This is a genomic window from Aquimarina aggregata, assembly GCF_001632745.1.
GTDB classification, from domain to species: Bacteria; Bacteroidota; Bacteroidia; order Flavobacteriales; family Flavobacteriaceae; genus Aquimarina; species Aquimarina aggregata.
In genome coordinates this window covers 337,911-360,189 of the sequence record NZ_LQRT01000035.1, presented here as the reverse complement: position 1 = coordinate 360,189, position 22,279 = coordinate 337,911, and the positions used below count along the sequence as shown (strand labels likewise).

Below are 22,279 nucleotides of genomic sequence, written 5' to 3'. Positions count from 1 at the left end.
TTTATTGTAATGAATAGATACACCATTCTAAAGCATAGGTAAAAGAACCTGTAACTTTATAGCGTATTATATGTTATTTTGATTTATAGCATCCAATTGAATACCCAGTTCAATTAATTAATGTTACATCAAAATAATATCCACAACAAAATCACCACTAAGAAATTGTAAGTGGTAATAAGTATTAAGGGCTAAAAAAAGTATGAGATAACATTTTTTATTAATCTCTTCTGAGGGTATTGCTTAGTAAACTTTGTGAAGCATTATTTTCAGTACTTTTAAGAGCATTATATCGTGCAACAAATCGAATTAGGTCTTCCTCCTTTTTTAAACGTATTTTTTCCTTTTTTAAGTATTTTTTTAACTCACTTTCTTTGTCACTAAAAGTTACAAGTATATCCTTTTTGTCTAATGGTAATTGCATTACTACGCCTGCTTCTTCTATATAATATGTAGAATGCATTTTAAGTTTTCCAACTTCATCAATTTTCTTAATTAAATTGTGAGAAGGTTCTACAATATCGATAGTTAAACGTTTGTAAATACGATATTTATCATTTAACTCTACTAATATGTAGTAACCATCACGGTCAAGACCTCTTTGGTTTTTAAAATTGCAATAGTAAAAATAGTCACCATCTATTCTGGCATGTATTGTTGTACTTTTCTTAATTTCATATAATTTAGAATTTCTGCTAAATTCTAAGCCATCAGTATAAATGTTATATCTTAGTTTGGCATCAAAAGTTCCAGATTTTTCGTCTACAACACTTGATTCTTTATACCTTGATTTTAAATACATAGAACCTTCATACTCATCAAAAGATGTAATTCTAGGAATTGGTTTAAGCAGATCTATGGGTAATTGAGCAAATAATCCTGATGATATCATCAGGGATAATAATAGTAATGTTTTTCTCATATATTAAGATTTGGATTTGCTAAAATTAGAATATCAGAAGCTTAAATACAATGAGAATGTTTATTTGATAATATTTTTATTAAATTTTTATTATAATGCTATTCTTTTTTGATTATCCGAGGTAAATACGCTTTTTTTATGAGATATTCACATAATAATTAAAGGGTAAAACCCTATTCAAGCTAGTGTGTAAAGCATAAAAACCTCTAAAACATGTGATTAACATCGTTTTAAAGGTTTGTGTCTAATGAAATAGGGGTAATTTAAATTTTAAGAAGATTGATTAGTATAAATTACCTATTGCCATCTGCAGTACTTAGAAGACTTCTGTTTTGAGAAGTTTCATCACTTTTTAAGGCATTGTACCTTGCTACTAATCGGATTAAATCATCTTCTTTACGAACACGTATTTTTCCTTTTTTGATGTATTCCTTTAGTTCATTTTGTTTATCACTAAATGTCGCAAGAAGTCCTTTCTTATTCATAGGTAATTCCATGATGATTCCGGATTCTTCGATATAATAGGTGGTAATCGTTTTTACATTTCCGGGTGCAGTTATACCACTGCTTACGGGACCTTTTTCTTCAGGATCTGTTATGTCAAGAGTTAACCTTTTATAAATTCGATATTGATCAGTTAATTCTATCAATATATAATATCCATCTCTGTTAAGACCTCTTTGATTTTTGAAATTACAATAGTAAAAATAGTCTCCGTCGATTCTGGCATGAATTGTTGGGGTCTTTGCTAATTCATAAATACCTGAATTAGAAGAATGCATTATAGCATCATCTAAAATATTGTATTTCAATTTTGCATCATAAGAACTTGACTTTTCATCTATTACGCTCGACTCTTTAAAACGAGATTTCATATAAATACTTCCGTCGTATTCATCATAAGTATAATTTTCCTTTGATGGAATTAAAAGATTTTTGGGTAATTGAGCAAATGAAATAGTGGTTGTTATTAAGAATAGGATAAGTAATGTTTTTCTCATAATTTCATTGATTTGGATATGACAAATTTAATAAAATCACGTTTTGTATGAAATTAATATGTTTTTTTGTGTTAATTTTTACGAAATTGATAATACATTGCCAAGAACAATTGAATTATTCAGAACAAAAACGTCATTTTAACACAAAATTCACATAGAATTTTTATGGTAAAACCGTATTTTTTGATGATTTTTAACTATAAAATGTTTGTTTTCATCGTTTTATGGTAGTTTTTTCTTGACGAAACTTGGATTCTTTTTTCTTAAAAAATTAACGAAGTAATTCTATTGCTTTTGAAGTTTCATTAACAGGAAATTTACATGCATTATTTACACATACATAAAATAAGGTTTCATCTTCTACAAATCTATTTTTTAGAAGAGGACTTTCAGAATCAAGAATACTACCTGCTAAAAGTTTATTGGGTATATAGGTCTTGTTTATTTCTTGTATTTTTTCCTTAGCATCGGTGCCAACGATTACAAGCTCATAAAAGTCGTACGAATAATTTAACATTAAATCCAGCCAATTCGAATATCCAGAAGCATAGGCTTCTATTTGTGGCTTGATATTATGTAGCATTTGCTGACTTATATTTTTATAATTGGATTCATCGAAATAATGAGATAATAAAAATAAGTTTTTGGCCATAATAGAGTTTGATGCAGGAATCACATTGTCACTTGATTCTATTGTTCTGGCGATTAGTTCAGGATCTTCATCTGATGTAAAATAAAATATATTTTTTTCTTTATCAAAAAAATGTGTTATCGCATATTCTGTAAGATTTTTGGAGATGTCCAACCACTGTTGATCCGAAGTGTTTTGATACAATGCTATAAATGCATCTATAACCGAGGCGTAATCTTCTAAATAACCATTAACCGTACTTTTACCTTCTTTGTAATTATGAAATAGAGAAGCATCTTTTTTAAGTTGGTTTTCTTTTATAAAGTGTGCGTTCTTTAAGGCAGTAGTCAAGAAATCTTTTTCTCCGAATACTCTATATGCATCTACATAGGCCTTTATCATAAGAGCATTCCATGAGGTTAATGTTTTATCATCTAGTCTTGGTTTGGATCTTTTTTCACGTTCTTCTGCAAGAGTCTTTTTCCATTGCTCTAATTTTTCTACTAGTGTTTTATTATCAATACTGTTTTTATTGCAGAATTCAATATCACTATCTTTTCTTATCAAGACATAGTTTTCTTTTTCCCAGAATCCATATGTGTCTACATTATAATATTTAGAAAAAAGTTCATAGTCATTTTTTAAAAGTGTTTTAAGTTCTTTTTTTGTCCAAACATAAAAAGCACCTTCTTCTAATTCATCATTTGGTGTTTTACTATCTGCGTCTAACGATGAATAAAAAGCCCCTTGTTTATTAGTCAATTCATTAGCAACAAAATCCAAAGTTTCATAAACTACTTTTTTATACCAAGGGTCTTTGGTAACTAAATATGCATCAGCATAAAGGCTAACCAATTGTGCATTATCGTATAGCATTTTTTCAAAGTGGGGTACATGCCATTTATCATCGGTAGAATATCTTGCAAAACCACCACCAACATGATCATAAACACCACCAAAAGAAATCTTTGTTAATGTGTTTTTTACATACTCTAATAACTCATCATCTCCACTTTGATGAGCATACCTAAGTAAGAAATGATAGTTGTTGGGCATCATGAATTTAGGGACTCGTTTTGTGCCTCCTTTTTGATGATCAAAGTTTTTACTCCAAGTCTTTACAGCCGTAGCCACAAAATCTTTTTCAAAACTAATTTCATCGGTATTTACTTCAATAATATCTACTTCTTTTATTCCTTGTTCCAGTTTTTCAGCATATTCTAATAATTTTTCAGGCTGCTTTTCATATAGACCAGATATTTGTTTAAGAGCATCTACCCAATTTCCTTTAGGAAAATAAGTGCCTCCCCAAACAGGTCTTCCGTCAGGTAATGTGATTGCGTTAAGCGGCCATCCACCACTACCAGTCATTAACTGTACAGCATTCATATACACTTGATCAATATCTGGACGTTCTTCGCGATCGACTTTTATACTTACGAAATTAGTATTCATAATTTCGGCTACTTCAGGATCTTCAAAACTTTCATGTTCCATTACATGACACCAATGGCAAGCAGCATAGCCAATACTTACAATGATAAGTTTATTTTCATCTTTGGCTTGCTTAAGTGCTTTAGGCCCCCAAGGCTTCCAATTTACGGGATTATGAGCGTGTTGCAGTAAATATGGACTTGTTTCATGAACTAAGTCATTGGTATATGCATGTTCCATAGAAGGTTTGTTTTGACTTGTGCATTGTGTAAAGAGGAACGCGATGATGATAAAAAACGAATATTTCACTGGAGTAACTTTTTTATAATGTCTAAAAATATAAAAAGCATCCCAAGAATATTAGGATGCTTTGCTTTATTATACAATAAAATACGATTTTCTTACTATTAAGTAGGTTAGAAAACCAAATCAAGAATAATTTATGAAATTCTTAATTTGAAATTATTTTATCTCAAATGATACTTTAAGATTAACTCGGTATTCAGAAACTTCACCATCTTTTACCATTACTTTTTGATCAGAAACCCAAGCAGATTTGATGTTTTTTACTGTTTTTGAAGCTTGTTTAATTCCACTCTTAGTAGCATCTTCCCATCCTTTTTCTGAACTAGCTATAATTTCAATTGTTTTTACTATTGCCATTTTAATAATTTTTTAGTTAATATTTTAAAAGAATCTCTAAGATACGAGATACTTTAGTTTTTTTAAATAAAAACCGATGTTCTTTTGGCAATTTTTTCGATGTAATTAAAGGTTAGTCGGTAAACTACCCATTTATTGCTTCTACATATTCAACTTTGCCTTTCAACATTTCTTTTAGCATATTTTCTATACCATTTTTTAAGGTAAATGTTGAAGAAGGGCAACCACTACATGCGCCTTGTAAAACTACTTTCACGCCTTTGCTTTCTGGATCATAAGAATCAAATAAAATATTACCTCCATCACTTGCAACAGCTGGTTTAATATATTCTTCAATAATATTTACAATATCTTTAGAGACATCGTCAAGTTTTTCAAAGTCTACATCTGCTTGTTGTTCCGTTTCTGTTTTAGATGTGGTTGCATTAGCTGATAATACTTCTTTGCCCTGTTCTAAATAGTTGCGTAAAAATTCTCGTATCTCAATTGTAATGTCATTCCAATCGGCCATATCGTATTTATTGATAGAGATGTAATTTTCATCAATATAAACCTCTTTAATAAAAGGGAAATGAAATAACTCTTGAACTATAGGTGCTTCTTTAGCATCATCAATGCTTTTAAATTCATGCCCTGCCGTAACAAGTTTTTTATTTGCTACAAATTTAAGTACAGCTGGGTTTGGAGTGCTTTCTGCGTAGATCGTTATTGCCGTTTTTTTAACAGTCTCTGTCTCGGTAATCACCTCTTGACCACTATCAAGATATGTTTTAATTTGGGCCGCTACTTCATCTTGAACATCAGACCATTCTACAATATCATATTTATCTATAGCAACAAAGTTTTGTGCGATAAAGACTCTTCTTACAAAAGGTAAATAAAATAATTGTTGGGCTAATGGAGAACTCTTTGCCTGATCTATATTTTCGAATTCATAACTAGTATGTTGCGTTAAGAAGTAGTTAGCTTCGAATTTAACTATACTAGGGTTCGAAGTAGCTTCAATCTTTATTTCAAAATTCTTTTCCATGTGCTAATTTTTGGCAAATTTACTAAAAAGCAATACGATAACATTATCCTATCCCAACTACTAACATTTTTTAACTTATTGTACTTAAAAAACTTAAAATATTGGTTTCTGACAAAAATTTATATCTTTGGAGAGATCAAAAAGTAATGGTGTAATTAAAAATTTGTAGTGAAGCCCCACAATATAAACTGTTTTTAGTAGTTTACATTTAATTCACTAACTCTATTTTAGCCCCGTAAAAGATAGTGCCCAAATGAACTTAAAGACAACTTATGTAGTAGTATTACTTTTGTTTTCCCGAATTGTTTTTGCGCAAGAGGGAATTCCTGTATTCGCTGACTATTTATCTGATAATTTATATTTGGTGCATCCTGCCATGGCTGGTGCTGCAAATGCAAACAAAATTAGACTAACCGCCAGGAAGCAATGGTTCAATGTAGACGATGCTCCAAATTTACAAACGTTAAATATGAGTACAAGAATCGGTGAGAAAACTGGTCTTGGTGGAATTGTATTTAAAGATGAAAATGGGCGATTCTCCCAAACAGGAGTGTACGTAACTTTTGCTTATCATTTATTATTTTCTAGAGATCGGTCGGACTTAAATATGCTTTCCTTTGGAGTAAGCGGAGGATTTATTCAATCAAATGTTGATCTAAGAGGACTCGATGATCCCTCTGATCCTGATCCTGTTATTTTAGATAGAGTACAAAAAGATTCATATTATAATATGGATGTAGGGATGTCATATAACTATTTAGAGTGGTATGCACATTTTACAGTTAAGAATATCTTACCTACAACAAGAGATATTTTCAATAATGATACACCCATTACAGAGTCTAATAATCAACGAAGGTATATTTTCTCATTAGGAAGATTTTTTAAGTTAAGAGGGGGTCCTTGGAGTGTTGAGCCTTCTGTAATGTATCAAGCTACTGATCAAACTAAAGAAAGTACAATTGACGTAAATGCCAAGTTGTATAGAGAATTTGAAGTTGCAACGCTTTGGGGGGGACTGTCATACAGACGTAGTTTAGATGGTGCAGAATTTTCTCAAGATGGTTTTTTAGTAGAAAACCAACAATTGCAATATATTACCCCATTTCTTGGAGTTAACTACAAACAATGGATGGTGGGCTATACCTATAGTTACCAATCTAATTCTGTGGTACTAAGTAATGGAGGTTTTCACCAGCTTACACTAGGGTATGATTTCGGAAAGCGTAAAGAAAGATGGAATTGTGATTGCCCTGCGGTAAATTCGAAAAACTAAATAAGTATTAGGACATTTTATTTGATTAAAATGCAAAGATTACATTTCAAGTAACGTAGACTCACCAGAGCTATGATCTTTACAGGTCCATTTCCAAAATTCTTTAAGCAAAATTTTACCACCAATAGTAATTTCGGGATATGATTTGCACTCCCCTGTCATAATTTCGTTATTGAGATTAATGTGATGATATACAAACTCTAAATGATCATTAACGATCTTACCAATTAAATGACCTTGTACTATTTGACCTCCATTATAGGATGCCCAAACTACATTTTGTTTTTGATAGTATCGAAAAATAGTTGCAGAAGATACCTCCGCATTATTAGTATTTGAAATAGATGTAAATCTTTTGTTGTTTAAATTAATTTTCATTTTTTTTGATTTATACGCGGACTCAATAGGTTATAACGAAAAAAGGAAAATTCTGGTTATGAAACAAAAACAACAATACTTTTTCTAAGAATTTGTCTTTGAAAAGTGCTCTCTATTAGTTCTTTATAGTAAATGAAATTGCTACTGCAGTATTAGATATAGAGTGTTTAAAGGTCGTATTGTCACGTAGACAAAATAGTTCTGGGATTGTAGTTTTTGTGCTACATAAATTGGCCTTTATATAGATCGCTTTTATGTCGATGTTCTATTTGTAAATATGGTAAGATCCTTTGTCTGGTGATCTATCATCTTAGCAAATTCAAAATCATTTCTGTCTTAACTCGTTTTAGAGCAATAGAATTAATTGCTCATTTTAGGTTTAATGCATTGTAAAAATACTCCAAATAATAAGTAGAATTACACCACGTTTTTACAGTAGTTGTTAGGTTTAAATATTTGTTTAATAGTGGTTTGTGTAATAATTGATGTGTAGTGAAATACAATGAAATAAAATTTCTGAACACTTCTTTTTAAATTTAGGCGTAATCAAAAAAATAACAATTTAGATTAAGAAATACATTCCTTTTTTGATTATGAATAGCGGAATCCGAAAAGCTATTTTTAAATAGAGTAGGTAAGTATAACAAATTTGAAAAATGGCAGACACATTAACATTCGAAGAAGTAGAAACTCTTAGTTTAAGAAGAAATGTTCACACTTCGGTTGTAGAAAAATTAAAAGCACTTCTTGATAGCAATAAAGAAATGCGTTTGGCGTTATTGGCTTCATTAGAAAAAGCAAACTTTTTGGCTCAAAAAAATCTTAACCCTGATCTTTATAAGGCCATAAATGAGGAGTTTAAAGGAAATGGATGGCCTATTACCATTCCTACATACTTAGACTATCTAGATTTATATGTACGACTTGTCCCAAATGAGAGTGACAATCCCAATTATCCAAATGCATGGAAAAGTAATGGGAAACAAAATGGATACAACCAAAAGGTATATGATCTGTTATGTCAGTTTTACTGGCTGGTAGATCAAAAAATAGAAGGGAGTAAGCATACCATGCAGGATTTTGAAAAGTTTGCTGCCTGGTTGGTTGAGTTTGCAAAGGCATGGGGTAGTTTTCTTGATACTCCACCATCATTAACAAAAGAAAGTTTGCATTCTTTTAAATACGACACGATGTATAATTATCCTTTATATTCGGATAATGAGAAAAGTTGGAATACTTTTAATACATTTTTCTTTAGAGAATTTAATAATGCTCATCCAGAGACAGGAATAACACCGTTACGTCCTATTGCAGAACCGAAAACGAATACAACAATTGTTGCGCCGGCAGATTGTACTTTTAAAGAAGATTACCCTATTGATAGTAACGGAAATGTACTGGATGAAAGTGGTGAAAAAACAAGAGTAACATTTAAAAAAACACATAGTATTGGAACCATCGATGAATTATTAAGTGATAGCCCATATGCTAAGGATTTTTATGGTGGGACTTTTGTGCATTACTTTTTGAGTCCGTTTGATTATCATCGTTTTCATACACCTGTTAGCGGTAAGATTTTAGAGATCAAAGCGATATTAGGTAAAGTATACTTGAACGTAAATATGACCGAAGATGGGCAATGGGATGCTCCGGATGGCGCTACTGATGGATATGAGTTTACGCAAGCTAGAGGATTGGTTATTGTAGATGGGGGTGATGTAGTAGGTAAAGTAGCTATCCTACCTATAGGGATGTGTCAGGTATCGGGTGTTGAGATGTATACAGAACTAGAACATAAAACAGTGGTCAAAGGACAAGAGTTTGGTAAATTTAGGTTTGGAGGATCTGATATTATCATGTTGTTCGAAAAAGATCCTAGTGATCTATATATGTTCAAAAAAGACCCCGGACATAATCCAATTCATTTTCAGTATGGTCAAACTGCTGTGTATTATAATAAATAATTAAAATGTAAACTTAAAAGTTTGTTACTCCTTGTTGATTTAACATTGAGATGCAATAAAAGGGTGAATCGGTTAAACTTGATTTCACCCTTTTACTTATAATGCTTCTATCTGTTTAGCCATTTTTGTATAACTTCTTTTTCTTTTTTGGCAGAGTAATATTTTACTTGTTTCCCGTTTATGATTTCTCCAAATTGAACATCATCATTTGGATATCTACTTTTGTATCCATTTATTTGATCAGTAATCATATTGACCATAGGTCGATTTACTAATCCTGCATTGATAGCCTTTTGAACATTGAAATGATAGAATCCTTTAGGTTTTTGTCTCCAGAAGGGAACTATTTTATACGGAATTAATTCATTTTTTATAAAAAAATCACCATCAATCCAATGCATTTTTTCGGGAACTTTGGTAGCATGAATAAGACTAGATACATAATCTTTAAAAGGTGTTGGATGATATGCAACGTTGTATGATCCATAGGTCTTGGCTATCGAGCATTGCAAAATAAAATTAACTAAACTTTTTATGTCAGTAACTTGCATGTGATGGTTTTCTTCATAAGGCAATGCAATAGTTCCTCCTCTATAAAATCTAACAGGCCAAAAGGGTTCAGCATCTGGATTTCCTAGTCCTCCAACTCTAAAATCTCTCATGCCGTGGGATCGGTATATGGTAAAATTATTAATTCGCTCTCTAATAGCTTCTTCAGCAAATGTTTTTCTTATGGCATATCTAAAATCTTCGCTTATAGTTTTTGGAGATTTAGGGAGTGGGTTTAACGGTTCGGTTTCTACAATAAATTTTTTATCCCATTTATCATAAACAGAGATCGAAGATATATAGTGATAATGTCCAAAACGACCTTTAAACTCGTCAAGGAAATCTGCAACTGATTTTGGAGACTTTTGCCATGTGTCAATAACAACATCCCAATACGTGTCTTTATATTTTTGAGGTATTTCTTTCAGTCCTTTTTTATTTTCTTTTTCTCGGTCGCAAATTATAATTGGTAGGTTTTTAAAAAGGTGAGGATTAGTTTTTCCTCTGTTTAATAAAGTAACTTGATACCCGGATGTCAAAAATGCTTCAACAATAGAAGGGCCCAGAAAACCTCTTCCGCCAAGGATGAGTACTTTTTTATTTTGTGTATTTAGTAAGTTAAACCCTAAGGCATCTAGTGGGTTTATAAATGTGCATAATGAGGCCGCTCCGACTGTTTTAATAAACTCTCTTTTATCCATATGATTCATTTTATATCTGAATACAAAAAAAAGAAGTTAATTGGAGGTATTGGAACCTCTTAATTAATCAGTACTTATTTCTTTTTTGAATTGACCTGGAGTTTTGCCTATATTTTTTTTAAAGTTAGAAAAGAAAGCAGATTTAGAATTAAAACCACACTCATACCCTAAACCTTCTAGAGTGAGATTCGTTCCTTCTTGTATTCTTTGCACTGCATATGCCACTCTTTTTGAATTTACTAAGTCATAAAAAGTAGTATGCATTTCTGAGTTTATAATTTGAGAAAGGTGATGTTTAGGAATTTGTACAGATTCTGATAAAGTTGTTAATGAAAAATCAGGAAGGAGGTAGGCATCATTGTCCTGAAAGAAACGATTAATTGTATTTGTAAATGTATTAATCTCACCATTTTTTAAAGGACTGTGTTTGTATTTTTTATCATGTGCGATCATATTTAAGTGTCCTTCTGGTTTGTAAACCATACCATATTTTAATCCGTAAAACCCGATAACAATAATCAAGATTACATAACGTAATCCATCTAGAAATTCAAAATATGTAACTCCTACAATAAGTTCTGTTGCAAGTCGTATCATACTAACTCCAGTACTAACTAAAAATATAAATGCAATTATCCTTATCCAAGAAAACTCCCAGATACTATTATCGGCTATATTGGTTTTTAATAAAGTAATTTTTTTGTGATGCACATATAGAATGTATAAGGGATAAAATATCAAAGAAATTAATTTTACGATAAGAATTACAATTTCCCATAACTGCTCTTTTTCTTCGTTAATAAAAAAACTAAGAATGGTAAAAAATGCAAAAGGAAACAAGTGTAGTACTTCTACTTTCTTAATAGGTATTGTAAAGATTGTTTTTGCATAAAATAAAAAAAGCGGACCATGCAAAAAACCAATGGTCATTATACAGATTTCGATACTTTGGGTTGGGTTTGTTTTTTTACCTATTCCTAACACTAAATGAACAAAAAATATGATAAACCAAGAAAACAAAACCCAATCAGATGACTTTCTTTGCTTTTTTAAAAGAATGAGCAGGGCAAACAAAATGCATTGGATTGCACCGATTCCAAAAATTATAACTAATGCATTTGACATTTTAAAAGGATAAATTTACTTTATAAATATACAATACGGATCAATTTTAGGAGCTAATCATTTAATTATATCAAGTAGATAAAGTACAAGAATAGGGTTATGCACTACCTTTAATTTATATCTAGTACTTAAATAAAATTATAATCTATTCAAATTTTAAGCTTAGTTCGCCATTTTCGGGTATTACGTTCCACTTTTCACAAATCAGATCAAATTCTGATTTCATTTCTATTATGTCTGTTGTATCCATATTAGGAACTGGAATGTTACCAATACTTTTTGCCTCCCAATTTATTAATTGGATGTATTGATCAATATTTGCGGCACCAGAACCAATAGATTGGAGATTTCGTGACATTATTTCGGATAACCAAGTTTCTGATCCCAAGTTTTTAATAACGTCCTTATCAGATAATTCAGTAATTGTCATACCTGATTTTATTTTTCCATAAAACCCATTTTTCATCTTAAACCTTTTTTCAATAACATAATGAGCAATATCATGATTAGGAATGTCAGGTCCTAAATTTTCAGAAGTTATGGTTCCATCTACTCTTTTGCAGGTTAATGTATTTCGATTTTTACCTTTTGTTATTACAATTTCCATTTTATGATTAGTCTAATTCACTAATTTTTGCTTTGTACTCCTTAATTTTTGTTTCTAGTCGTTTGTTTAAATACTTGTTTTTATTTTTTAACTCAAAGGATATTAGCTTAGCTTCTTCATAGTATTTAACTACTTTATCTTTTGACCAATGCCCTGGAGGAGACTGTAAGTTGGTAATTCGATCTGCTATTTTGACGATCCCGACTTCTTTTTGCAATTTGTTTATACGAGCTAAACTGTCAATCATTCTTTCTTTTTTAGAATGTATTTTTTCATTTTTTGTTAGTGCTAGTACAGCTTTTGCTATAGATTCATCAAACGTAGATTTGATTTCTTCGTAGTTTGTGTCAGTATCTTCTATTGTATCATGTAAAATAGCGATTTGTATAGCAAAATTATGATCAAAAGAATTATCAAAATTATAGGCAAGTAGTACTTCCATGGCGACATTAGAGATATGTACAAGGTAATTGGCATTTGTTCCGGGAACTTTTTGTTCACTATGTTTTTCTCCAGCAAATTTAATAGCCTTTTGATATAGTTCTTGCGTCATAATAATATTTTACAATGAATTTTTTGCGCAGTTTTTGCAATGTGTTGATTTGTTTTGTTCTTCCATCCAATTAAAAATACTAAAGTTTTGAATTTCTATGGAATCAAAGTGTTATTTTTTATTTTTTTGATTGAACCGGAAGGACAAACCATGGAATGATCTATTGTATTTTGAGTATTGATTTAGGAAATCAGGTTTGGTTATTTTTTTAACATTTTATCATAAAAAACATTATACGTCTATATTTAATCTATTCTTTAATTCTTTTTTTCCAGTTGAAGTCATTGTTAACTCTCTTGAGTTTGCCTTTTTACGTATCCAATCTTTTTCTATCATTGTTTCAAGGATCGAAGCTCCTAATGCTCCTGCAATATGATGTTTTCTTTCGCTCCAATCTAAACATTGAAAAGCGAAAGAACGTTTTTTTTGTTTAATAGCATCAATATCTATACCCAGACTGTTAAACCATTTTTTTCCTGAATTTGTGACCTTGTAATCTTTGCCAGAAACTTCTATGATTTTATGATTTAGTAGGGCATTTGTTATTTTAACACCAACACTCCCTGCGATATGATCATAACAAGTTCTAAAATAGGTGAAGTCGGTTAATTTGGGGGCGTTAGTTTTTTTATACTCTTTTGTTAAAGAAATTAAACTGGCCATAGATTCTATAACATGCGCAACTTTGGCGTTAGCAAGTTTATAATACCTATGACGACCTTGTTTTTCTACAGTTAATAATTGGACTTCTGTAAGTTTAGTTAAGTGATTACTAGCCGATTGCCTAGAGATATTTGCACTTATTGCCAATTCTGTTGCTGTATATGCCCTACCATCAAGTAAGCTCCATAAAATGATAGCACGAGATTTGTCTCCTAAAATAGAAGCTATTTTACTAAACTGATTTTCTAATTCTTCGATGATGGTGTAGTTTTGTATTTGTTTAATCCCATATTAATGGCCGGTTAACGCCTAATGTTCTTAAATATCCTAACATTTGACCTGTATGTACAGATTCATGATAAGCGATTCTATTTAAATAATCTCCTAGGTTTTTACTTTGACCTACTTCTCTTCGTTCGATCCTGATAGTCTTTAAATCAGATGCCGTTAAGTTCTGAATCATAGAAATGAAATCTTCACGATATTTTTTAGCAATGGCAAGCTCATTTTCTAAATTAGAATATTCTAAATCCATCCAAGGAGATTTATAATCTCCTAAATCCCCTCGATTTTTTATAATAGTATGAAACAAATGTTCGGTTTCAAGTGTGTGTCTAATCATTTCAAGAATTGAAAAGGCTTTTTGATCGGGTTTCCAGTTTAAAAATTCATCAGGGATACCCTTCCATAACTTTATACTTCTTCGTCTTGTTTCTGAAAAATTTAATAGTATAATTTCAATTGAGTTCATATGCTACTTTTAAAAATATCGTTATTTATTCGGGTATAAAAATAAATGATGATTTTATGCAATAGTTCATTCTTGAATGTACTGTGGTTTTGAAATTTGATAGGATACTACTATATGAAAGACTTTATTGTTTAGTTTTTTAGTTCTTTTTTAATGATTTTTTCTAAGTTTTTTAAATCTTCTTTAGAAGTATTTGTTTCTATAAAAAAGGGAGTGTTGGTTATTTCAGAGCCCATATAAGATGCGATTATTAATTTATTTTTAATTATCAGACCTATTTTAGCTCTTTTTTTCAGAGCAATTTTTGACATGTTTTTTATTTCATTTTCTCCTTTTGGATCTAATTTGAATAGTAAACCGAAACGTTTTTCGACCTTACCAAAAATTTTATTTTTTACAAATGAAATTTTTACTTTCTCCAGAGCATGAATAGGAATTTTAGATTTTGATTCTATAAAGTAATATTCATTAGTTCCTTGAAGAATTCGCTTAGTACCTAAAGAATCATTTAATACATAAAACCCAGAAGCTAAAAAATCAGATTTAAGTAGTGATTTGTTAGAAAAAGGTTGCGCATCTTTATTCTTTGTTAGACCAAAAGTGGATAAAAGAAAAACGAAGCATATTACTTTAATTGTAATGTTCATGTTTTTTTTGGTGGTAAGGTATCTGCCAAACTCAGAGTGTAATTAAGTTGTGGATAGATAAAATTCATGTTTTTGTTTTCTTCTCCTCTTAATTTAAAAAATTCTTTTCTTTGATTTTCGTTAGCCAATTTTAGAACCTCTCTGTTAGGAAAATATGGAATGTCATCTTTGAATTGAATAAATGTATTTGACTTGCGAAAAGTTATTCCTAACCATCTATTATCAGAAGCTAACGGTTTCATGCCTTTTACTTGTTCTAAGACAATCTTGTGAAGATATTTTGAGTTTGTTGATACAGAAAACAATATCACAGAATTATGAGTTAATAAAATTTCTGACTCTTCATTTGTTTCTTTGTCTTTGATTTTGAGTTTTCTAATAGATTGTTCTGAAAGCTCATCAGGTCTTTCATAACAAGAGAAAAGCGCAATATAAGAGTCCTTGTCTACATCAAGACATTGATCAGAATGATATTTCATTTTTGTGTAATTCTGCTCATATATTTCGATTAAGGCATTGTTAAAATCTAATGAAGATAGTTCAATATCATCAACACCTGATTTAATACTATCAATGATTATTCTATGTTTTGAAGAAAATATATAGGCTGGGATATTGTAATTTGTAGTGGTTCTAACTAATGGAATTCCTTTATCATCTTGGCCTACTAAATGATTACCAACCCTTCCTTTTCCGGTTACTTCAAACTGAATTGAATTTGAAAACTTATTAAATAAATTTTGCTCTAATGGAAGTACTATTTTATGAAATCCAATTTTAGTCATTATATCTAAAATTATTAATATATCGGTTTTTGGTAGTCTCCTGAATTCATACTAAAATGAATTTTTCCGTAGTCAACAACTTTTTCAGATTTATTTTCTTTGTAATAAGAGTCTCGCAAATTATTCATTGTTTTACTATTCATCTGCTCGAGCTTTATCAAATCGCCATTTTCTTTTATGTATGTTTGATTATTTGTAAAGGTAGCTTCTAAGTTAGAACAACGTATGATGTAGCCCATTCTGACATGAATTTTGTCAATATTTAAAACAGAAGGTTTAATTTCATGCGTATATAATCTATTTGTAGATAGTGGAATTAAAAATACAGAATTAGGATATAAGGTTATACTAAACTCTCTTTCTAAAGAATCATCATTTACTGTGTTTTTCAGTTTAAATAGAAGTTTCGTTAATCCACTAGATTTTTTGTAACACCAATCAAACTTATCTGTTTTAGAGGGGGTTAGTTTTTCGAAATTAGTGCTGTCATAAAAAGTACAAAAAGCAATCAATCCTTCTTTGGGCATATCTTTGGTTTTATCTGAATGTGCTTTTATTTTTGCTTTTATTTCTTTGGAGGTATTTTCATCTTTTTTCTTGTTCAGATAAATTTGCGCTAAAACATGATTCAATTTGGTGTTTTTTTCAAAATCAAATTGTATTATATTATTTAGTGAATTTACAATTTGATCGTCAGTTTCTCGGAAATTATCAGTTGGTCCAGTTAAGTTACTAGAGCACCTTAAAAGCCTAAAATGTAATGCTTCCTTTTTGTCTTTGATGACTTTAGTTAAATAAATTCCTTTTCTTAACGCCATTGATTCCTTATTTGATTCTGTCAAATTTTGAAATTCATGTTCAGATTTAATTTTATTGAAGTAATCAATGTTATCAAAAAAATCTCTATAAAAAACACCTGCATTATGCATATTAATTGGGGCTTTACCAAGACTTGTAATTTTAAAATTCTTTTTAACTATGTTCTCATAATTAAAGGATAGTTCTTTGATTATAAGAACAGTGTCAGTTTCGTGTTGTAACTGTTCAATATGCCCAATGGCATACACTCTAATTTTATTAGATGTCTTTTGAATTTCCGAAATGCCTTTTACTACTGTACCACAAAAATTGTGTATTAAATATTTCAAATCTAGAGAATCATCATTTTGATCTGATAAGTCTATTAAGAAGTTTCTGTTTTTCGAGATTTGATTTTCAGTGTTTAGTTCGGTCATCATATGTAAGATTACGCTATGTTTTTTTTATTGTGGGTTACAATTGTATATATATAAAAGTACATATATTTTCGTTTGTATGCATTGGTCCCTATTAAAGTATAACTATTATCGAGATTGGTATTTAGATATACCTAAAAAGAAACACCACTAAAAATAGTAACATTTCTAGTGGTGTTTTTTCCAATTAATGAATATGAATTATTCCTCCCAACTAAAAGACTTTTCTTTGCCTTGTTTTTTTATTGCATTTAATAATGCGGTTTCTAAGTTCGAGTCATTTTTCTTGCGATTATTTTTAAGATAGGTAATACGCTTTTTATTGAGTTCTTGTATTTTCTGCTGAATCTCTTTTCTGTCTTTGCTTTTCTTTGCGATATATTGTTTTAATTCTGTTTTAGATTTTTCTTTAAGTTCTTTAGGTAGATTGTCTTTAGCGACTTCTTCTACTTCAAAAGATTCGTCTTCTGCGGCATCAATAAGGTCCCAACTTTTATTTTTATAAAACCCAGAGCTTTTACTTACTGCTCTGCTTACGGCATTGGCTTCACTATAGGCGCGAGCATTGCTGTCTTGTGCGACTTGTGTGCTTCTTTTTTGAGCGCCATTGCTACCATAGTAGATATAAGTGTCGTTTAATTTATGATTAAGATCTAAGATAATATCATCATATGGTGTAGCAATATGTACTGTAGCTCTATTGTGATCAATGGCTGTATATTCACCTCTAGTCATATCAGCTCCATCTTTCCAACGGGTATCGACACCTTGTCTAAAGTTGCCACAAAAAATAGTGTTGATAGAAATATCTTTTTCTACAGCATCAGTAGCTGCGTCCTTATAATTTACTGGGCCTTGTGTAAAAGGTTCATTTCCGGCTATAAATATTAACTTAAGATGGTCATTACTCTTTTTCCAATTTAATTGATTAATCGATGTGTTGATTACCTTACCACAATATTCATTTCCGCCATTTGTGGTTAAGGCAAAAAGTTCTTTTGAAATTTCATCTAAATCATTAGAAAATGGGAGTACCTGTCGTATAAAACCTTCTTGAGATGGTAAACCATCATTTCCGTACTCGTATAACGCAATTTCTAATTGTATACTATGGTGCCCGCATTTGGCATAAGAAAGCTCATTCACAATCTCCCATAATTGTGCTTTAGCTTGATCGATAAGACCATCCATACTGTTACTGGTATCTAATAATAATGCTACCTGTATATTACGCGTATTAGGGTCTGTTTTTATCGTTTGTATAAGATGATTGTCATTGTTGTTAAATAAAAGCTTAGCATTACTTTTATTATTCGCTGTACAAGAAATGCTAAATAGTATACTAGCAATACTCCAAATATAAAATGTCTTCATTGTTTCCCTTTTTTTAATTTGAAGTAAAACTAGATGCATCTTTTTTGATATAAAACCTATAATGAGGGATTGACGATGATAAATGAGTGAACACGTATTTCTAATTAGTAAAAACCCTTTTTTAAGAACAAAATGTCCTGAAAATCAGTTAAACCGTAGGATAAGGATTTTATTATCCCATTTAAATGGATTAAGTTTATCCTATTCAAATAAGAATAGGATGAAGAAGATAAGCTTGATGATGATTTGTCTTTGGCTACTACCTGCATTGGTTTTAGGGCAAGAAGATACACGAAGTAGGACAACATCAAAGTCAATGAGTATTAAGGGTTCTGTAAAAGAACAAAGTACTCGAAAAGGAATTAAAGATGTTGAGGTCACAATACTAGGAAAAGGAACTGTTAAAACAGATGTTTTTGGTGATTTTAGAATAGAAGCAAAAGTTGGAGATGAACTAGTTATAAGTCATGATGATTTTGCTACTGTACGATATACTATTAAAGATGGGCAACGAATAGATATCGAGGTAAAAGATAATCCTATACAATCAAAATCAAAATCAATCTCTAAGCAAAAAAGAGAAGTAACCTATAGAGACAATTTAAATGCCGCAAAAAAAGAGCTAAAAAAAGATGCATCAACCAGTATTGGGTATATCACAAATGCATTAGAAACTATAAGAGATGATGACCCCGCTGGAGCAAGTAAAAAAGCAGAACTTTTTGAAACTCTTGCAGATATCTATAATTTTTGGAAACAACCAGATCTTGCTGAGAGTAATTATCTAATTAGTTTAAAAAATAAATATAATACTGATGTAAAAATTAAATTGGCAAGCGCGCAACTTGAAAGTAAAAATTACCAGGCGGCTCTAAATACTTTTAAAGAATTATTGAAATCACGACTTTCGAGTAACCAGAAAATTTTAGTGTATGAAGGGATAGGAGATAGCTATGTTGGTTTACAAAATACTATAGAAGCTATCACAAGTTATAATAAAGCACTAGCATTAAGTCAGCGTAAAAAAAATGATACTAAAGTCATAGGGTTAAACTCTAAGCTTGCGGGCTTATTACAACAACAAGGAAATATTATAGATGCCGAAGAATATTTAGATAATTCTGTGCAGCTTGCACAACAAAAAGATAAAAAAACATCGGCACGACAACGTAGTGTCGCAGCAGATTTTTATAATAAAAGTAGTAGCTATGATAAAGAAATACAATTACGAAAAGAAGCACTAGAAGATATAAAAGATATTAAAGTTGTAAAAGATTCTGTGCAACCATTAGATGATGATAATGCATTAACCCCACAGGTACAAAATTATAAAATAGCAAATGCTTTTGCTGCTCAAGAGAAGTATGATGAAGCAATCACGTATCTTGATGAGAGTATAAAAGAAGCAGCTTCTAAAAATGATTTAATTGTTCAAAAAGATGCAACTCGAAAGTTAGGAGAGGTGTATAGAGAAAAAGGAGAATTAGAAAAGGCTTCTGACGCTTTTAAAGAATACGAAGTGATTATCGATAAGCTGTATGTTCAAAAAGACCAACAAATCTCACAAGCAGCTCGTTTTAGTAGAGAATTAGCCCAACGCGCAAATAGAATCACAACGTTAGAGAAGGATAGAGAATTAAATGAAACAAGATATAAATTGGCATTTGCTTCTCAGGAGTTGGTAAATCAACAAAGCCTAAGACAGCAAATCATTATTTATTTTTTGATTGGTTTGACTGTTTTACTATTACTTGCGGCATATTTGATGTATCGCAATATGAAACAGCAACGATATGCAAATAATCTTTTAGCACTTAAGTCATTGCGTTCTCAAATGAATCCACATTTCATTTTTAATGCGTTAAATTCTGTAAATACATTTATAGCAACAAGTGATGAAAGAACAGCTAATCGATATTTAACCGATTTCTCAATTTTGATGCGATCAGTATTAGAAAATAGTGAAGAAGATTTTATACCCTTAGAAAAAGAAATAGAACTGCTGCAAGTATACGTGCAGTTAGAACACTTTAGATTTCAAGATAAGTTCGATTATACAATTGATGTAGATCCTGAGATTAATATAGATCAGTATATGATTCCGCCGATGTTACTACAACCCTATGTAGAAAATGCTGTATGGCATGGGTTACGTTATAAAACAGAGAAGGGCATGTTATCTATAAAATTTCAAGAAATAAACTCGGACAGTATCGAAATTACTATTGTCGATGATGGAATTGGACGTAAAAAATCTAAAGAATTGAAAACATCAAATCAAAAAAGACAAAAATCTAAAGGAATGGGGAATATCAAAAAGCGAATCGCTATCCTTAATAAAATGTATAAAGACAAGGTTGACGTTCTTGTGTCAGACCCAGAAAACAATGCAGAAGGAACGCAAGTGAAGTTAATTCTCAAAAAAGAAATTTAAAAATATTGAAAATATATATTCATGAACTTAACAGCAATCGTAGTAGATGATGAAGCAAATAGCAGAGCTATTATTCGAAACTATTTAGGAAAATATTGTCCATCAGTAACTGTTCTTGGCGAGGCAGCGAGTGTACAGGAGACTATTACATTACTCGCGCAACATACACCAGATGTGTTATTTCTTGATGTTGAGATGCCATACGGAAATGCATTTGATTTATTAGAGCAAGTACCAGATCGTTCTTTTGAAATCGTTTTTGTAACGGCCTATGATCATTATGCAGTAGATGCATTAAATGCACAGGCCACTTATTATTTGTTGAAACCCATTGCAATAGATAATCTAATTAAGGCTGTGGACCATGTAAGTCATATAAGACAAAGAGAAAAAGAACTTCAAGATGCAGTTTTGATACCAAAAGTAACTACGGCAGAGGGCAAGATTACGATACCACAACAAGACGGATTTGAGGTGTTAAAAATCTCTGATATTTTATATTGTCAGGCAGATGATAATTATACTAAAATCTATCTTGATCAAGGGCAAAAATTAGTGAGTAAAACATTAAAGTATTTTGAAGATTCTTTAAGCACTGAAGGTTTTGTTCGAACGCACAAAAGCTTTCTGGTTAATGTTAGTAAAATTACAAGGTATAGAAAAGGAAAGGGGGGGAGTATTGTCCTTTCTTCAGGAAAAGAATTAGCAGTGTCTTCTTCTAAAAAAGGGGTGCTCTTAGATTACTTTAAATAGTAATTTAGAATACTAAAGTGCTAATGTCATAGTTTATTTCAGGATTAGTTTGCACTATACTTTTTAGCGTCTCAATACTGCCATTTGTATGCAGGATATGAGCTCCTGGATCTGTATTTAACGTTAATAAATTATTTGATTGTAGAATACTTTTAGTCTGCTTGGCAACAGCTTCTCCAGAATCAATAATCTTAACTTGTTGAGGTAGCATTTGTTTTAGAATAGGAATAAGATAAGGGTAATGACTACAACCTAGAACCAAATAATCAATATTTTTATCGATCATTGGTTTGATATACGAATATAGTAACGTATACATTTCTTTGGTTTTAATTTTTCCTTCTTCTATTAACTCTACCAATCCTGTTCCAATGACATCGATTACTTCTATATTTTGAGTATACAAATCAGATGTTTTAGCAAATAATTCACTTGATAATGTTCCTTTTGTGGCGAGTACTCCTATTTTTTTTGTTTTAGAATTTAACGCGGCAGGTTTTATGGCTGGTTCTATGCCAATAAACGGAATCTGATATGTGGATCGAAGTTCTTTTATAGCATTTGTAGTAGCCGTATTGCAGGCAACAACAATAATTTTACAATTAAGTGATAGTAACTTTTCTGTGTTTTTAATACTTAATTTAATAATTTCATCTTTACTTCGTCTACCATAAGGAGCGTATTTACTATCAGCCAGATATATGGTATTTTCATTAGGCAACACTCTTGTAATTTCTGTCCAAATAGAGGTGCCTCCAACTCCAGAATCGAATATGCCGATAGGGTGATTTTGCATGATTGAA

The 22,279-nt window shown here is 30.9% G+C and carries 21 protein-coding genes; 4 read left to right on the top strand and 17 right to left on the bottom strand.

Features of this window, described 5'->3' with window-relative positions:
* Window positions 1–220: 220 nt before the first annotated feature.
* The 5 genes from AWE51_RS19915 to AWE51_RS19895 form a co-directional block, all read right to left on the bottom strand.
* Window positions 221–922 (bottom strand): hypothetical protein, encoded by a 702-nt coding sequence (locus AWE51_RS19915; protein WP_147405017.1) that lies wholly within the window; start codon window positions 920–922, stop codon window positions 221–223.
* Between the two features lie 293 nt (window positions 923–1,215).
* Entirely contained in the window at window positions 1,216–1,923 is a 708-nt protein-coding gene (locus AWE51_RS19910) for a hypothetical protein (RefSeq protein WP_066317258.1), read from the bottom strand.
* Window positions 1,924–2,194: 271 nt separating this feature from the next.
* The gene (locus AWE51_RS19905; protein WP_066317255.1) at window positions 2,195–4,228 is read right to left on the bottom strand and encodes a thioredoxin domain-containing protein; all 2,034 of its coding nucleotides are present in this window, start codon (window positions 4,226–4,228) and stop codon (window positions 2,195–2,197) included.
* 222 nt (window positions 4,229–4,450) lie between these two features.
* Window positions 4,451–4,651: a dodecin family protein gene (locus AWE51_RS19900; RefSeq protein WP_066317252.1), complete on the bottom strand. Its 201-nt coding sequence runs from the start codon at window positions 4,649–4,651 to the stop codon at window positions 4,451–4,453.
* Window positions 4,652–4,775: 124 nt separating this feature from the next.
* Window positions 4,776–5,681, bottom strand: a complete 906-nt coding sequence (locus tag AWE51_RS19895; RefSeq protein ID WP_066317249.1) for a NifU family protein — start codon at window positions 5,679–5,681, stop codon at window positions 4,776–4,778.
* Between the two features lie 253 nt (window positions 5,682–5,934).
* Between AWE51_RS19895 and AWE51_RS19890 the strand changes: the two genes are divergently transcribed.
* Window positions 5,935–6,957, top strand: a complete 1,023-nt coding sequence (locus tag AWE51_RS19890) for a PorP/SprF family type IX secretion system membrane protein (protein ID WP_066317247.1) — start codon at window positions 5,935–5,937, stop codon at window positions 6,955–6,957.
* A 39-nt stretch (window positions 6,958–6,996) separates the two neighbouring features.
* Here AWE51_RS19890 and AWE51_RS19885 read toward each other — a convergent pair whose 3' ends face one another.
* Window positions 6,997–7,335, bottom strand: a complete 339-nt coding sequence (locus AWE51_RS19885; RefSeq protein ID WP_066317245.1) for a hypothetical protein — start codon at window positions 7,333–7,335, stop codon at window positions 6,997–6,999.
* A 656-nt stretch (window positions 7,336–7,991) separates the two neighbouring features.
* On the opposite strand from AWE51_RS19885, the gene AWE51_RS19880 reads away from it, so the two are divergent.
* On the top strand, window positions 7,992–9,299 hold the full coding sequence (locus AWE51_RS19880) for a phosphatidylserine decarboxylase (RefSeq protein ID WP_066317243.1): 1,308 nt from the start codon (window positions 7,992–7,994) through the stop codon (window positions 9,297–9,299).
* A gap of 107 nt (window positions 9,300–9,406) precedes the next feature.
* Here the strand turns inward: AWE51_RS19880 and AWE51_RS19875 are convergent, their stop codons facing one another.
* From AWE51_RS19875 to AWE51_RS19830, 10 genes are all read right to left on the bottom strand, one after another.
* Window positions 9,407–10,549, bottom strand: coding sequence for an NAD-dependent epimerase/dehydratase family protein (locus tag AWE51_RS19875; RefSeq protein ID WP_066317241.1), 1,143 nt, complete (start codon window positions 10,547–10,549; stop codon window positions 9,407–9,409).
* Between the two features lie 63 nt (window positions 10,550–10,612).
* Entirely contained in the window at window positions 10,613–11,674 is a 1,062-nt protein-coding gene (locus AWE51_RS19870) for a helix-turn-helix domain-containing protein (RefSeq protein ID WP_066317238.1), read from the bottom strand.
* Window positions 11,675–11,819: 145 nt separating this feature from the next.
* The gene (locus AWE51_RS19865) at window positions 11,820–12,281 is read right to left on the bottom strand and encodes a hypothetical protein (RefSeq protein WP_066317237.1); all 462 of its coding nucleotides are present in this window, start codon (window positions 12,279–12,281) and stop codon (window positions 11,820–11,822) included.
* A 7-nt stretch (window positions 12,282–12,288) separates the two neighbouring features.
* Entirely contained in the window at window positions 12,289–12,834 is a 546-nt protein-coding gene (locus tag AWE51_RS19860; RefSeq protein ID WP_066317236.1) for an HD domain-containing protein, read from the bottom strand.
* Between the two features lie 231 nt (window positions 12,835–13,065).
* Window positions 13,066–13,716, bottom strand: a complete 651-nt coding sequence (locus tag AWE51_RS19855; RefSeq protein ID WP_262482909.1) for an ArsR/SmtB family transcription factor — start codon at window positions 13,714–13,716, stop codon at window positions 13,066–13,068.
* A gap of 61 nt (window positions 13,717–13,777) precedes the next feature.
* Window positions 13,778–14,248, bottom strand: coding sequence for a DinB family protein (locus AWE51_RS19850; RefSeq protein ID WP_066317231.1), 471 nt, complete (start codon window positions 14,246–14,248; stop codon window positions 13,778–13,780).
* 131 nt (window positions 14,249–14,379) lie between these two features.
* Entirely contained in the window at window positions 14,380–14,895 is a 516-nt protein-coding gene (locus AWE51_RS19845; RefSeq protein ID WP_066317228.1) for a hypothetical protein, read from the bottom strand.
* Window positions 14,892–15,680 (bottom strand): alpha-ketoglutarate-dependent dioxygenase AlkB, encoded by a 789-nt coding sequence (locus AWE51_RS19840; protein ID WP_066317226.1) that lies wholly within the window; start codon window positions 15,678–15,680, stop codon window positions 14,892–14,894. Before AWE51_RS19840 ends, AWE51_RS19845 begins: the two co-directional genes overlap by 4 nt.
* A gap of 14 nt (window positions 15,681–15,694) precedes the next feature.
* The gene (locus AWE51_RS19835; RefSeq protein ID WP_066317225.1) at window positions 15,695–16,915 is read right to left on the bottom strand and encodes a hypothetical protein; all 1,221 of its coding nucleotides are present in this window, start codon (window positions 16,913–16,915) and stop codon (window positions 15,695–15,697) included.
* A 201-nt stretch (window positions 16,916–17,116) separates the two neighbouring features.
* Window positions 17,117–18,289, bottom strand: a complete 1,173-nt coding sequence (locus tag AWE51_RS19830; protein ID WP_066317811.1) for a VWA domain-containing protein — start codon at window positions 18,287–18,289, stop codon at window positions 17,117–17,119.
* Window positions 18,290–18,509: 220 nt separating this feature from the next.
* Here AWE51_RS19830 and AWE51_RS19825 point away from each other — a divergent pair, with 220 nt between their 5' ends.
* On the top strand, window positions 18,510–20,723 hold the full coding sequence (locus AWE51_RS19825; RefSeq protein ID WP_066317222.1) for a tetratricopeptide repeat-containing sensor histidine kinase: 2,214 nt from the start codon (window positions 18,510–18,512) through the stop codon (window positions 20,721–20,723).
* Between the two features lie 21 nt (window positions 20,724–20,744).
* On the top strand, window positions 20,745–21,476 hold the full coding sequence (locus tag AWE51_RS19820) for a LytR/AlgR family response regulator transcription factor (RefSeq protein ID WP_066317220.1): 732 nt from the start codon (window positions 20,745–20,747) through the stop codon (window positions 21,474–21,476).
* Window positions 21,477–21,480: 4 nt separating this feature from the next.
* On the opposite strand, the gene murI is transcribed toward AWE51_RS19820, so the two are convergent.
* On the bottom strand, window positions 21,481–22,272 hold the full coding sequence (gene murI / locus AWE51_RS19815; protein WP_066317217.1) for a glutamate racemase: 792 nt from the start codon (window positions 22,270–22,272) through the stop codon (window positions 21,481–21,483).
* Between the last annotated feature and the right edge of the window lie 7 nt (window positions 22,273–22,279).